This is a genomic window from Kitasatospora sp. MBT63 (assembly GCF_000710465.2).
GTDB lineage: Bacteria > Actinomycetota > Actinomycetes > Streptomycetales > Streptomycetaceae > Kitasatospora.
In genome coordinates this window covers 1-12283 of record NZ_JAIZ01000079.1, presented here as the reverse complement: position 1 = coordinate 12283, position 12283 = coordinate 1, and the positions used below count along the sequence as shown (strand labels likewise).

The following is a 12283-nucleotide window of genomic DNA, read 5'->3' as shown; positions in this document are numbered from 1 at the left end:
GCACGGCCGTCCCCGCGCGATCGCTCCGGTGTTCTAGGATCGCTGACCATGAGTGACGGGTGGGGCACCGGGAACGGCTGGGGCGGGCCAGGCGGACAGCCGACCGGAACAGCGGCACCCGGGTCTGCACCCGGGGCGTCATCGACCGCCCCCGACTGGGCCGCCCTGGCCGAGCAGCACGAACAGGACCGGCGACGGCGCAAGCAGCGCCGGGCGGTCGGCGCGGCCGTCGCCGCCACCGTGGTGATCGGCGGCATCACCGCGACCGCCGTCACACTGACCGGCCACCGGACGGCACCCACCACCGCCGCCGGGGACAGCTCGCCCTCCCCCGCCTCCGACAGCCCGTCCGCCGTCGCCTTCGGTGGCGCCTCCGACCCGCCGTCGCCCTCCTCCACCGGGTCCGCCACGGCATCGGCCTCCCCGGGCGCCTCCGCCCCGGCCTCGGCGTCCGCCTCCCGACCGGCCACCGCGAAGCCCTCGGCCAGGCCCGGCGGAACCACCCCCGCGAGCCCGTCCCCGGCCGGGCCGCCGGACCCGCTGACGGTGATCTCCGCCGCGGCCACCGACACCGCGCCGCTGGACCCCGCCGGGCTGTTCCCCTCGGCCACCCTGACCATCGGCGGCAGGACCTGGACCAGGGTGGCCACCTGCTCCGCCACCCCCTGCTGGAACGCCACCACCGGCCACCTCGGCGACCCGGTCACCGCCCAGGGCTGCCGGGCACTGCTGCGCGTCACCTACACCTCGGGCACCGGCGCGGTGACCGTCGGCGTCGCCGTCTTCGACGCCAAGGCCAACGCCGACGCGGCCGCCGCCGGCCACCAGGGCCAGGTCCAGGGCCTGGTACCGGCCGGGAACGCCTCGTACTGCGTCACCGACGGCTGCCCCGGCACCCACGCCGCGATCGGCCGGTACACCGTCTACACGGTCTCCGGCACCACCAAGCCCGGCGGCAACGCCACCGACGCGACCGCGACCGCCGCCGGCCCCGGCTTCGCCTCGTACGCCCAGGCGCAGCTGCTCGCCCGGGGCAGGCGGTAGCCGTCCGGCGGTCCCCCGGCCCGAGGAGGCGTCAGGCGGCCACGGGCTGCGGCCGCTGCGCCCAGGGGCGGCAGAGCAGCAGGTAGGCCGAGGTCGCGAGGAGGGCGCAGGTCAGCACGACGGTGCCGAGGGCGACCGCCGACGGTTCGCCGCCGGCGCTGCTCAGCGGCGCGACCACCGCACCGCACAGGAAGGTGCTGGTCCCGAGCAGGGCGGAGGCCGAGCCGGCCGCGTGCGGCGCCATGGTGAGCGCGCCGGCCGCCGAGTTGGGCAGGATCAGGCCCTGGCCGGCCATCAGCAGGAACAGCGCGGGCCACACGCCCGCCAGACCGACGTCCCAGAACGTGGTGAACACGATCAGCGCCGCCCCGGCCAGGGCCGCCATGCCCAGCCCGGTCAGCATCAGCACCGACTGGCCGAACCGCCCGGCCAGCACCCGGCCGTTCAGCTGGGTGAAGGCCACCACGCCGACCGAGTTGGTGGCGAAGATCAGGCTGTAGGTCTGCGGGGAGACGTGGTAGACGCCCTGCAGCACCACCGACGAACCGCCGACGTAGGCGAACAGCGCGCCGAAGCCGAACGTGCTGGTCAGCACGTAGCCGAGGAACGGCACATCGCGCAGCAGCCCGCCGATCGCCGTGAACGTCGAGCCGAGCCCGCCGGCGTGGCGGCGTTCCGGCGGCAGCGTCTCCCGCAGCACCAGCAGCACGCCGAGGGTGAGCGCGGCCCCCACCACCGAGAGCGCGACGAAGGTGCCGCGCCAGGTCGTGACCCGCAGCAGCTGACCGCCGAGCACGGGGGCGAAGATCGGGGCCAGCCCCGAGATCATGCCGAGCGAGGCCAGGAAGCGGATCATCGCCACCCCCTCGTACCGGTCGCGGGCGATGGCCCGGGAGATGACCAGACCGGCCGAGCCCGCGACCCCCTGCACCAGCCGGGCGCCGATCAGCACCTCCATCGAAGGCGCCAGCGCGCACAGGACGGTGGCCAGGGTGTAGACCGCGAGGCCCACCCCCAGCGGCCGCAGCCGTCCCAGCCGGTCACTCAGCGGACCGAACACCAGCTGGCCGAGCGAGAGCCCGGCCAGTGAGGCGGTGAGGGTCAGCTGGGCGGCGGGGACGGTGGAGTGCAGGCCCTCCCGGAGGGCCGGAAGGGCCGGCATGTAGAGGTCGAGGGTGAGCGGACCCAGGGCCGCGAGGCCGCCGAGGACGACCACGGTCGCCGGCCCCGGCGGGGCGCCGGCCGACGGTATCGGGCCGGCGTCGGTCGAACGGTCACCGTCGGCGTCGACGGACGGGGCTGACATGGGGCTCCTTAGCGTGGCGGTTACGCCCCGTCCTATCGCACCCGCACGGTCCGGCGAAACCCAGGGCCCCCGATCGTGGCCGCCGCTGGGGCAGTCGGCCCCGCCCGCACCTCAGGCGCGGAACTCGTGGACGACCTCGATCCGGCCCACCAGGTGCCGGTTGAACTCGGGTAGTTCCTCGGCCGGCACCCACAGCTCCAGGATGGTCTCGCCGCCGGCCTGCCGGACCGGGTAGCGGGCGAGGAAGGCCGTGTCGACCTCGAACCGCGTCACGTACCCGGCGCCGGACGCCGGGACGTTCCAGTCGCGGGCGATCCGGACGGCGTAGTCCTCGTTCAGCACCGGGTAGAAGATCGGCTGGTCCGGAAGGCGCGGCGGCCAGGCCCGCCGGTCGGCGGCCTCGACCAGCGCGAGCTCGGCGGGGCCGGTCGGACGCCAGAGGGTGGTGGTCGGGTGGCCGGTCATGGCGGTGGTCTCCTTCGGGATCGCCGCGCACGCTACCGGCCCGGCCACCGTCGCGACCAGCGCTTTTCCCTCGCTCCGCGGCCTGCGCCGACCGCCCGTCCCGGCGCGGGCCCCGAGGCCGCGTCAGCGGTAGGCGGCCTCGCCGGTGATCGCCTCGCCGAGGACCAGGGTGTGGATCTCGGAGGTGCCCTCGTAGGTGAGCACCGACTCCAGGTTGTTGGCGTGCCGCAGCGGCGAGTACGCGGTGGTGATGCCGTTGGCGCCGAGGACGGTCCGGGCCGAACGGGCGATCTCCAGCGCGGTGCGGACGTTGTTGAGCTTGCCGAAGCTGACGTGCGCGGGCAGGCTGCGGCCCTCGTCCTTGAGGCGGCCGATCCGGACCGCCACCAGGTACGCCTTCTCCACCTCCAGCATCATCTCGACCAGCTTCTGCTGGGTGAGCTGGAACCCGGCGATCGGCCGGTCGAACTGGATCCGGGTCTTCGCGTAGTCCAGGGCGGCGGTGTAGCAGTCGCGGGCCGCGCCGACGGTGCCCCACAGGATGCCGTACCGGGCCTCGTTGAGCGAGGAGAGCGGGCCGCGCAGGCCGCGCACCCCGGGCAGCATCGCGTCCGCGGGCAGCAGCACCTCGTCGAAGGCGAGCTCGCTGGTGACGGAGGCGCGCAGCGAGAGCTTGCCGTGCACGTCGGTGGCGGTGAACCCCTTGGCGCCCCGCGGGACCAGGAAACCGCGCACGCCTTCGTCGGTCTGCGCCCAGACCACCGCGACGTCGGAGACCGAGCCGTTGGTGATCCACATCTTGGAGCCGGAGAGCACCCAGTCGTCGCCCTTGCGGCGGGCCCGGGTGCGCATGTTGGCCGGGTCGGAGCCGAAGTCCGGTTCGGTGAGCCCGAAGCAGCCGATCGCCCGGCCGGCGGCCAGCTCGGGGAGCCACTGCTGCTTCTGCTCCTCGGAGCCGAAGGCGTGGATGGAGCGCATCGCGAGTGATCCCTGCACCGAGACGAAGCTGCGCAGGCCGGAGTCGGCGGCCTCCAGCTCCATGCAGGCGACGCCGTACTCGGTGGCGGTGGAGCCGGTGCAGCCGTAGCCGTCCAGGTGCATCCCGAGGACGCCCAGCGCGCCCAGCTCCGGGGCGATCTCGCGGGCCGGGAAGTGGCCGCGCTCGAACCAGTCGCCGATCTGCGGGCGGATCCGTTCGTCGGTGAACCGGCGCACGGTGTCGCGGATCAGCCGCTCCTCGTCGGTGAGCAGCTCCCCGACGGCGAGCAGGTCGGCCGGGTCGAGACGGTCGGGGGTGGTGGCCATGGCGGTCTCCTCGGACGGACGGCGCGGCGAGGGGTGGGCCGCGGCGACGAGTATCCCGCGCCGCCGGGCGCGGACGGTACGAGATGATGCCCACAGTCGACCGACGATTGGGAGTGCGACATGCCCGCGATCACCCGTCTCGAGGCCGGGGAACTGCTGGAGAGCGCCGGGGAGCTCGGTGAGCTGCTGGCCGACGCGGTGGCCGGCGGTTCCTCGGTGGGCTTCCTCGCCCCGCTCGCCGCCGAGGAGGCGGCCGGCTGGTGGCGGGGTCTGGCGGCCGGGGTCGGGGACGGCTCGATCGCGCTGTGGGCGGCCCGCGACGGCGGACGGCTGCTGGGTACCGTCCAGCTGCGGCTGGCGCCGAGCCCGAACAGCCGGCACCGGGCCGAGCTGGCCAAGCTGATCGTGCACAGCGGGGCGCGCGGCCGGGGCCTGGGACGGGAGTTGCTCGCGCACGCGGAGCGGGAGGCGGCCGGGCTCGGGGTCAGTCTGCTGCTGCTGGACACCCAGACCGGCAGCCCGGCCGAGCGGCTGTACGCGGCGGCGGGCTGGACCAGGCTGGGCAGCGTGCCGCGGTTCGCCGCCGACCCGGCGGGCACCCTGCGGCCGACCACGTTCTTCCACAAGTCGCTGGTCTGAGCGCGGGCGGCGGGGCCGGGCCGTCAGCGGCGGGGGCGGCGGATCTTCATGTCGTCGACGCTGGTGGCGGCGGCGCGCAGCGGCCCGTGTCCGATGCCGAGTCCGGCGAGCCGGGCGGCGGCCCGGTCGCAGGCGGTCCGCTCGGCCGCCTCGGCGCCCAGGGCGGTCCCGTCCGCGTCCGCGGCGGCCTGGCCGACCACGCAGCGGAAGCTGAAGTTGCGCAGACCCAGGTCGTAGACGAGCGTGCCCTCGTCGGTGAAGGCGGCGCTGAGGATGTCGTGCCGGTCCGCGGCGGCGGTCAGCTCGGCGCGCCGGGCCTCGTCGAGGCCGGCGAAGACGCCGCGGACGATGACGCGGTAGGTGCGTTCACTCATGGGTGGGTTCCTGTTCCGGGTCGGCTGCTTCGGGGGCGGCGGCACGGGCCTGCTCCAGCAGGACGGCGAGCCCGTCGAGGAGCCGTTCGAGGCCGAACGCGAAGCGCTCGTCCATGGTCGGCGTGGTGAGGTCGTCGGCGAGGTCCACCAGGTTCGGGTACCGGTCGGCGGGCAGCCCGCGCAACTGATCGCCGGCGGCGCGGGCCACCTCCGCGCGGCCGGTGCCCGCCGCCTCGGCCGCGGACAGCGGGGTGATCTCCTGCAGCACGAAGCCGTGGACGTAGGCGCCGAGCAGGTAGTTGATCTGGGCGGCGTCGGCGTCGGAGAACCCGGCCTCGCGCAGCCGGTCCAGCTGGTCCTCCATCAGCCGCAGCAGGTGCGGCCCGGGGGCGAGCCGGCCGGCCACCACCTTGGCGGCGTCACGTCTGCCGAGCAGGTGGCTGCGGTGGCGCAGGCCGTACTCGCGCAGCTGGTCGCGCCAGGAGCCCCGGCGCGGGGGCGGGACGGCGTCGGCCATCAGCGCGTCGGTGAGCAGGTCGAGCAGCTGCTCCTTGTTGCGCACGTGCCAGTACAGCGAGGCCGCCTTGACGCCGAGTTCGGCGGCGAGCCGGCGCATCGACAGTCCGTTGACGCCGTCGCGTTCGAGGATCCGCAGCGCGGCCGTGACCAGCGCCTCGCGGGTGAGTTGCGGCGTGGCCGCCTCCTCGCCCGCGCCGGGCAACGCCGTCATCGCGTCCCTCCGTCCGCTCCGGAGCCCGGACATCCGGGCCACCTAACACCGTTAGGGAGAGTCTAACAGTGTTAGGTGGCGCCCCGGCGGGCGGGCCTCAGCGCAGCAGGCGGTCCAGGAAGGCGTTGGAGAACACCCGGTCGGGGTCGTGACGGTCGAGGACGGCGACCGCCTCCGCCCAGCCGCCACCCTCGCCGAGCGACGCCGGGACCACCCGCTCCAGCAGGTCCGGGTCCGCCCAGGCCCCCTCCTCGGTGTACGCCCAGCCCTTGGACCACTCGACCCGCAGCCCCGCCCGGGTGCCGTCGAAGGTGCGCAGCAGGAACTGCTCCAGCTCCCGGCAGAACCGCGGCAGGCCGGGCGTACCGGGCAGGCTGAGCACGTCCAGCCAGACGGCGGTGTCCCACTCCGGCCGGTCCGCGCGCGGCCGCAGGGCCGACAGCAGCGGCGGCCGGGCGCCGGGCACGCCCGGGCCGTCCGCCCGGTCCAGGCCGGTGACCCGGATCTCCACCCCGCCGTTGACCGGGAACTCGCCGCGGTCCCGGTACTGCGCCAGCAGCGCCCGGTAGAACGCAGCGAACTCGGCGGCCACCCACTGGACGTCCGCCCGCCGGGCGAGCACCACGTACCCGTTGGCGGTCACCCTCAGGGTGCTCGGGCGGACGTACTGCAGCAGGGTGCGGGACGCCCCCCACAGGTCGGAGCGCAGGCCGTCGGCCAGCAGGTGGACCAGGGCGTCGCCGCTGAGCAGGTCGCGCAGCAGGCCGCCGCCGAGCAGCAGATCGGTGAGGTCCCCGGTGAGCCCGATCTTGGTGACCAGGTACTGCAGCTGGCCGAGCAGCGGCGCCGACCCCCAGGCACCGGCCGCGATCTCGCCCGCCAGCCGGGCCACCGGCTCCGGGATCCGGTCCGAGAACGGGTAGTTGTACGGTTCGCGGACCTCGCGGGCCGCCGCGGGCCGGGTCGGCGCCGCGCTCCAGACCTTGATCCACGGCTGCTCGGTGAACGCAAACCAGATCACCTCGACCCGGCCGGAGCCCGCCAGCAGGCCCGCCAGGGTGCGCGGGCCCGAGCCTGCGGGGGCGAGCAGTTCGGCGGCCGGGATGTCCAGCCGGCTGACGCAGCGCAGCCGCTGGTCCTGGCCCACCCTCAGCTCGACCTCGGTGAGGAAGGCCCGGCCGAGGTGGACCAGGAAGGCGGCGGCGTCGGCCTCGGCGCGCTCGAAGGTGCGCAGCACGTACCGGTCGAGCGCCGGATCGAGGACCACCGCGGTGAACCGGACGACCTGGTTGCTGACGGTGCCGTAGCCGTGCCCGGGGAGAGCCGCGGCGCCGGCCGGTTCGACGGCGGTGCCGTGGCCGCCGATGGCGAGCACCCCGCCGACGGTCAGCTCACCCGGCGCAGGACAGGCGGCGAGGCCGAGCCCGCGGTCGGCGAGGAAGGCGAGCAGCGCCTCCATGTCGGCGCCGGTCCGGGCGCGGACGGTTGATCCGTCGACCAGGGTCAGCGCGGTGAGGTGCCGGGTGGTGTCCAGCAGCAGCACCCGCGCGTCGGCGTCGGTGCCCGCCGGGACGGTGAGCGGCGCCCAGGTGTGGCGGTACCCCTGGGCGCGCAGCCGCCAGCCGTTGGCGCGGGCCCAGTCGGCGAGCAGTACGACCTGCTCGGGCGAGTCGGGGGCGCAGGTCCACAGCTGGTCGGCGTGGATCTCGCCGGACCAGTTGCGGTACTCGGCGCGGTAGGGCGTCACCCCGGCGGGCAGCGCGGGCGGCAGCGGGACGGCGGCGTCCGCGCTCTCGGGCCCGAGCGTGCCGTTGAGCAGCCAGCCGGCCATCGAGAGGGCGGCCGCGCCGGCCATCAGTCCGCGCCTGGTCAGTCCGGTGTCCGGTCCGTGCTCCACTGCTGTCCGCCCCCGTCTCGCCGCTGTCGGTGCACCGTGCACGGTGCCGCGGCGAGGCTAGGCGACCAGCGGTCGGGAGGCGGCGGGAGACAGGCCGATCTTCATCCGTTCGAGTGATAGATCAGACGAACGGTCAGCGCTTGGCCCGGAAAGCTGCATCGGCGAAGTTGTCCCAGTGTCCGGCCGCACCGGCGGGCAGGCAGAGCCAGTCCTTCATCGGGCGCCCGCCCGCGGGGTCGAACAGGTGCGCGCCGGGCAGGTGCATCGCCTCGGCGAAGGCCGGGGTCTCCCGGCCCAGCCGGCAGACCAGCTCGCCCCGGTGCAGACCCAGGAAGGCCTTGCCGTCGGCGTCCTTCAGACAGGGCATGCCGAACATCTGGGACCGGACGGCCCCGCGCGGCCCCAGCTCGGCCGCGATCTCGTCGAACCGGACGGCGGCCTCGGGGGCCTCCGCCGGTCCGGTCGGTTCGGCCGTGCCGGTCGGTTGCGGTGTCTCGCTCACCCCGCCATCCTCCCGCACCACCGCGCCACCCGCGGGTTGCCCCGCCGAGCCGCGGGACCACCGGACCACCGAACGGTCGCGCCCCGGCACGGCACGGCAGGGAGCGGCCCGGCGGGTGGAAATATTGCGGGCGTCCGCGCGGCTCGGGTGATCAGGAGGTGTCGCACGATGGGTGCTGAGGACGGGTTCAGGATCGAGCACGACTCGATGGGAGAGGTACGGGTGCCGGCCGCCGCCAAGTGGCAGGCGCAGACGCAGCGGGCGGTGGAGAACTTCCCGGTCTCCGGCCGGCGGCTGGAGCGGGCGCACATCGCCGCGCTGGCCCGGATCAAGGCCGCTGCCGCCCGGGTCAACGCCGAACTCGGCGTGCTCGACGGGCCGACGGCCGAGGCGATCGAGCAGGCGGCCGGCGAGGTGGCCGAGGGGCGCTGGGACGGGGAGTTCCCGGTCGACGTGTTCCAGACCGGCTCGGGCACCTCGTCCAACATGAACGCCAACGAGGTGATCGCCACCCTGGCGACCGAGCGGCTGGGCCGTCCGGTACACCCCAACGACCACGTCAACGCCAGCCAGTCCTCCAACGACGTCTTCCCGTCCTCCATCCACATCGCGGCCACCGCGGCCGTCACCGGCGAGCTGATCCCCGCACTGGAGCACCTGGCGGCCGCGTTGGAGCGGCGCTCGGGCGAGTTCGCCGACGTGGTCAAGGCGGGCCGCACCCATCTGATGGACGCCACCCCGGTCACCCTCGGCCAGGAGTTCGGCGGCTACGCCGCGCAGGTCCGCTACGGGGTGGAGCGGCTGGCCGCGACCCTCCCCCGGGTCGCCGAACTCCCGCTCGGCGGCACCGCCGTCGGCACCGGGATCAACACCCCGCCGGGCTTCGCCGCCGCCGTGATCGCCGAACTCACCCGGGCGACCGGGCTGCCGCTGACCGAGGCCCGCGACCACTTCGAGGCCCAGGGGGCCCGGGACGCACTGGTCGAGTTGAGCGGACAGCTGCGGACGGTCGCGGTCGGCTTCACCAAGATCGCGAACGATCTGCGCTGGATGGGCTCCGGCCCCCGGACCGGTCTCGGCGAGATCAACCTGCCCGACCTCCAGCCGGGTTCCTCGATCATGCCCGGGAAGGTCAACCCGGTGCTGCCCGAGGTGGTGCTGATGGTGGCGGCCCAGGTGATCGGCAACGACACCACCGTCACGGTGGCCGGCGCGAGCGGCAACTTCGAGCTGAACGTGATGCTCCCGGTCATCGCCCGCAACCTGCTGGAGTCGGTCCGGCTGCTGGCCAACAGCGCCCGGCTGCTGGCCGACCGGACGGTGGACGGCATCACCGCCAATGCGGAGCGGGCCCGGGAGTACGCCGAGTCCTCGCCCTCGGTGGTCACGCCGCTCAACCGCTTCATCGGGTACGAGGAGGCCGCCAAGGTGGCCAAGCAGTCCCTGGCCGAGCGCAAGACCATCCGTCAGGTGGTGCTGGAGCGCGGCTACGTCGACCGGGGCCTGCTCACCGAGCAGCAGCTGGACCGGGCCCTGGACGTGCTGCGGATGACCCGCCCCTGACGCGCGGAACCCGGAGCCGGACCCCGGGCAGACCGCCGGCCGGTGCGGGCCACCACGTCACGCACCGGCCGGGGCGTCTTTCACTCAGCTGCCGCCACCACGGCGCATCGGGGAACCGGCCATGGAGATCGCTCCCAGCGACAGGCAGATCATCAGACCGCCGACGACGAGGTTGGTGAGGATCGTCCGGAAGACGGCCTCACTGCCCACCGTCCACCAAGGGGCGAGACAGGTCCAGGCACCGATGGCGAGGCAGGCCCAGGCGCGCGCGTGGGTGCGCTCGTAGGCCGAGCCGTAGCCCGCCATCAGGACGGTGAAGGCCAACCCGAGAACCAGGTTGCTGATGGTCAGCGCGGAGAAGCCGGAGAATCCGACCACCCACGGGGAGATCGCCAGGAAGAGACCGGTCACCAGGGCCAGTGCCTCAACGCCCTGGGCGCGCGGCGTGGCCGCGGCCCGCTCGTAGTGCTCACGCAATTCCAGGATGTCCGGGTGGTGCTCCATGCCCATGGGCAACTGGGTCGACACCGGGACCACCTCCTCGATCGAGACTGGCAGGCGCCCTGTAGCTACCCGATCCTGGACGGATATAACACTTATTCGCACTTTATGTCCGATTTTTCATGCAGGGTCCTCCAGCCGGAGCGACAGCGGCTCGCCGAGGAAGCCCCCGACCGCCTCCACCTCGGCGTCGAGGCCCCGGCGGACGCCCCGCGGCAGCACCTCGAACGGCTCCACCAGCAGCTCGCCCCGGGCCGTCCGCCAGGTGCCCAGCACCCGGCCATCGGCCACCAGCGCGGGCCGGACCACCCCGCCGCCGGCGTTGATCCGCTTCGCCCGCGCCGGGTCCAGCATCAGCCCCCGCGAGCGGTAGCCGAGCAGGTACCCGTCGTACGGACCGAGCAGCCGCACCAGCGGCGGACCGGGCGGCGGCGGTGCCGAGCCCGGCAGCACGGACAGCCCGGGCAGCGTCTCCACCGCCCCGGCCGCCGCGAAGGCCGCCCGGGCCGTCGCCTGCGGCAGGCCCGACCAGGCCGCGAGGTCGGCCGGGGCGGCCGGGCCGAAGGCGCGCAGGTAGCCGCGCGCCAGGTCCCCCGCGGTGAGCTCCCGGCCCGCCGGCAGCGGCCGGTAGCCGGGTTCGCGCGGCGCCACCTCCGCGCCCCGGCAGAGCACACCGTGCGCCGCGAGGAAGGCCGTCAGGTGCGCGGGGGCCTGCCCCTTCGGCTCCACCGGGACACCGTGCGCGCGCAGCGCCGCGATCAGTTCCGCCCGGCCGGGCGGAGGGTCCAGCAGTCCGGGGGCGACGGCGAGCGCCCGGGCGCACAGCTCCTCGGTCAGCCCGAGCTCCCGGCGGCGGCGGGCGCCGCCCGCCAGCAGCCGGTCCCGGTACAGCGCCAGCAGTCCGGCGGCGTCCCCGGCCGGCACCAGGTGCAGGGTGCCGCGCATCAGCCAGGTGGCGACCACCTCGCCGGCGGCGTACGCGGCCTGCACGGCCGCCGGATCGCGCAGGCCGCGGGCCCGCAGCGCCAGCCGGACGGCGCCGGCGTCCTGGGCCTGGACGCCGGCGCAGCGGCGGGCGATCTCCGCGACCCCTGACGGGCCGTCGGCGAACTGGGCGTGCATCCGCCACCGGAGCAGCTCGGCATCGTCGGTCATACCGCCATCCTGCCGGTCGGCGGGGACCGCCGGGCTCAGGCCGGTTCGATCGGTTCGGCGCCCATCGCCCGGCGGACCAGGTGGACCACCCCGCCGACTGCCACGGCGCCGCCGATCAGCACCACGAACGCCGTGCCCGCCCACGCCACCGGGACGGGCCACGGGGCGGACTCCACCAGCCAGGGCGCCGTCCCGAGTGCGATCCCCGCTCCCCGGAACAGGTCGGGCCGCCGCGTGGAGAGATGCGCCAGCAGCAGAGCCGCCGCCACCGCGAACGACCAGATGGACAGCAGGGCCGGCACCGACCGCCAGAACACCCCCAGCAGTGTCGCGTCGAACGTGGCCAGCGCGGCGAGCGGCAGACCGGCCCCGAGGGCGAGGCCGGTCACCTCCCACCGGCCGCGGCGGGCGGTGTCGACCAGGTCGGGCGGGGCGAGCAGCACCAGCGCGGCCAGCAGGGCGATTCGTGCGAGCTCGCCGTACATCTGCCAGGCGTGCCCGAACACCAGCCCCCAGGAGACGGCTTCGGTCAGCAGCCCCAGGACGGCCGCCCTGCGGGCCGGCTTCCACCGGCCGACCGCGGCACACAGCAGGGCCACGATCCAGGGCACCACCAGCGCCAGGTACATGCCCGAGGTGAACGCGGCCAGCCGGGGCCGGGTGGCCATGTGGGAGAGGGCCTGGGTGACGTTGTGCAGATACCACACCTGGTCGTACAGGCACTCGCCGACCCCGAGGGCGAGTGCGACCGGGGCCGCCCCCGCCAGCATCCGGCCGGCCGGGTCGGTGGAGGCCATCCGCA

The 12283-nt window shown here is 74.9% G+C and carries 12 protein-coding genes and 1 pseudogene; 3 read left to right on the top strand and 10 right to left on the bottom strand.

Going from position 1 to position 12283, the window contains the following annotated elements; translation table 11 throughout:
- Window positions 1–48: 48 nt before the first annotated feature.
- Window positions 49–1044, top strand: coding sequence for a hypothetical protein (locus AA75_RS05420; RefSeq protein WP_051811884.1), 996 nt, complete (start codon window positions 49–51; stop codon window positions 1042–1044).
- 31 nt (window positions 1045–1075) lie between these two features.
- On the opposite strand, the gene AA75_RS05415 is transcribed toward AA75_RS05420, so the two are convergent.
- From AA75_RS05415 to AA75_RS05405, 3 genes are all read right to left on the bottom strand, one after another.
- Window positions 1076–2350, bottom strand: coding sequence for a multidrug effflux MFS transporter (locus AA75_RS05415; RefSeq protein WP_033818600.1), 1275 nt, complete (start codon window positions 2348–2350; stop codon window positions 1076–1078).
- Window positions 2351–2461: 111 nt separating this feature from the next.
- The gene (locus AA75_RS05410; RefSeq protein ID WP_033818599.1) at window positions 2462–2815 is read right to left on the bottom strand and encodes a hypothetical protein; all 354 of its coding nucleotides are present in this window, start codon (window positions 2813–2815) and stop codon (window positions 2462–2464) included.
- A 123-nt stretch (window positions 2816–2938) separates the two neighbouring features.
- The gene (locus AA75_RS05405; RefSeq protein ID WP_033818598.1) at window positions 2939–4120 is read right to left on the bottom strand and encodes an acyl-CoA dehydrogenase family protein; all 1182 of its coding nucleotides are present in this window, start codon (window positions 4118–4120) and stop codon (window positions 2939–2941) included.
- 120 nt (window positions 4121–4240) lie between these two features.
- On the opposite strand from AA75_RS05405, the gene AA75_RS05400 reads away from it, so the two are divergent.
- Window positions 4241–4759 (top strand): GNAT family N-acetyltransferase, encoded by a 519-nt coding sequence (locus AA75_RS05400; protein WP_033818597.1) that lies wholly within the window; start codon window positions 4241–4243, stop codon window positions 4757–4759.
- Window positions 4760–4782: 23 nt separating this feature from the next.
- On the opposite strand, the gene AA75_RS05395 is transcribed toward AA75_RS05400, so the two are convergent.
- The 4 genes from AA75_RS05395 to AA75_RS05380 form a co-directional block, all read right to left on the bottom strand.
- On the bottom strand, window positions 4783–5133 hold the full coding sequence (locus AA75_RS05395; RefSeq protein WP_033818596.1) for a DUF6204 family protein: 351 nt from the start codon (window positions 5131–5133) through the stop codon (window positions 4783–4785).
- Window positions 5126–5863 carry a TetR/AcrR family transcriptional regulator C-terminal domain-containing protein gene (locus AA75_RS05390; protein ID WP_051811883.1) on the bottom strand — a complete coding sequence of 246 codons (738 nt, stop codon included), beginning with the start codon at window positions 5861–5863 and terminating at the stop codon, window positions 5126–5128. Before AA75_RS05390 ends, AA75_RS05395 begins: the two co-directional genes overlap by 8 nt.
- 97 nt (window positions 5864–5960) lie before the next feature.
- The gene (locus tag AA75_RS05385; RefSeq protein WP_033818595.1) at window positions 5961–7760 is read right to left on the bottom strand and encodes a cholesterol oxidase substrate-binding domain-containing protein; all 1800 of its coding nucleotides are present in this window, start codon (window positions 7758–7760) and stop codon (window positions 5961–5963) included.
- Between the two features lie 133 nt (window positions 7761–7893).
- Window positions 7894–8262: a hypothetical protein gene (locus AA75_RS05380; protein WP_082526270.1), complete on the bottom strand. Its 369-nt coding sequence runs from the start codon at window positions 8260–8262 to the stop codon at window positions 7894–7896.
- Window positions 8263–8430: 168 nt separating this feature from the next.
- On the opposite strand from AA75_RS05380, the gene AA75_RS05375 reads away from it, so the two are divergent.
- Window positions 8431–9825, top strand: coding sequence for an aspartate ammonia-lyase (locus tag AA75_RS05375; protein WP_033818594.1), 1395 nt, complete (start codon window positions 8431–8433; stop codon window positions 9823–9825).
- Window positions 9826–9909: 84 nt separating this feature from the next.
- Here the strand turns inward: AA75_RS05375 and AA75_RS05370 are convergent, their stop codons facing one another.
- The 3 genes and pseudogenes from AA75_RS05370 to AA75_RS49045 all read right to left on the bottom strand — a co-directional run.
- The gene (locus AA75_RS05370; RefSeq protein WP_033818593.1) at window positions 9910–10353 is read right to left on the bottom strand and encodes an SPW repeat protein; all 444 of its coding nucleotides are present in this window, start codon (window positions 10351–10353) and stop codon (window positions 9910–9912) included.
- Between the two features lie 93 nt (window positions 10354–10446).
- The gene (locus tag AA75_RS05365) at window positions 10447–11481 is read right to left on the bottom strand and encodes a crosslink repair DNA glycosylase YcaQ family protein (protein WP_033818592.1); all 1035 of its coding nucleotides are present in this window, start codon (window positions 11479–11481) and stop codon (window positions 10447–10449) included.
- A 35-nt stretch (window positions 11482–11516) separates the two neighbouring features.
- Window positions 11517–12283: pseudogene (locus tag AA75_RS49045) on the bottom strand (hypothetical protein); the annotation flags it as partial.

Coding starts and splice junctions, on each gene's coding strand:
- AA75_RS05420 (WP_051811884.1), top strand. CDS start 49: ATGAGTGACGGGTGGGGCACCGGGAACGGCTGGGGCGGGCCAGGCGGA.
- AA75_RS05375 (WP_033818594.1), top strand. CDS start 8,431: ATGGGTGCTGAGGACGGGTTCAGGATCGAGCACGACTCGATGGGAGAG.
- AA75_RS05390 (WP_051811883.1), bottom strand. CDS start 5,863: ATGACGGCGTTGCCCGGCGCGGGCGAGGAGGCGGCCACGCCGCAACTC.
- AA75_RS05410 (WP_033818599.1), bottom strand. CDS start 2,815: ATGACCGGCCACCCGACCACCACCCTCTGGCGTCCGACCGGCCCCGCC.
- AA75_RS05365 (WP_033818592.1), bottom strand. CDS start 11,481: ATGACCGACGATGCCGAGCTGCTCCGGTGGCGGATGCACGCCCAGTTC.
- AA75_RS05400 (WP_033818597.1), top strand. CDS start 4,241: ATGCCCGCGATCACCCGTCTCGAGGCCGGGGAACTGCTGGAGAGCGCC.
- AA75_RS05415 (WP_033818600.1), bottom strand. CDS start 2,350: ATGTCAGCCCCGTCCGTCGACGCCGACGGTGACCGTTCGACCGACGCC.
- AA75_RS05405 (WP_033818598.1), bottom strand. CDS start 4,120: ATGGCCACCACCCCCGACCGTCTCGACCCGGCCGACCTGCTCGCCGTC.
- AA75_RS05395 (WP_033818596.1), bottom strand. CDS start 5,133: ATGAGTGAACGCACCTACCGCGTCATCGTCCGCGGCGTCTTCGCCGGC.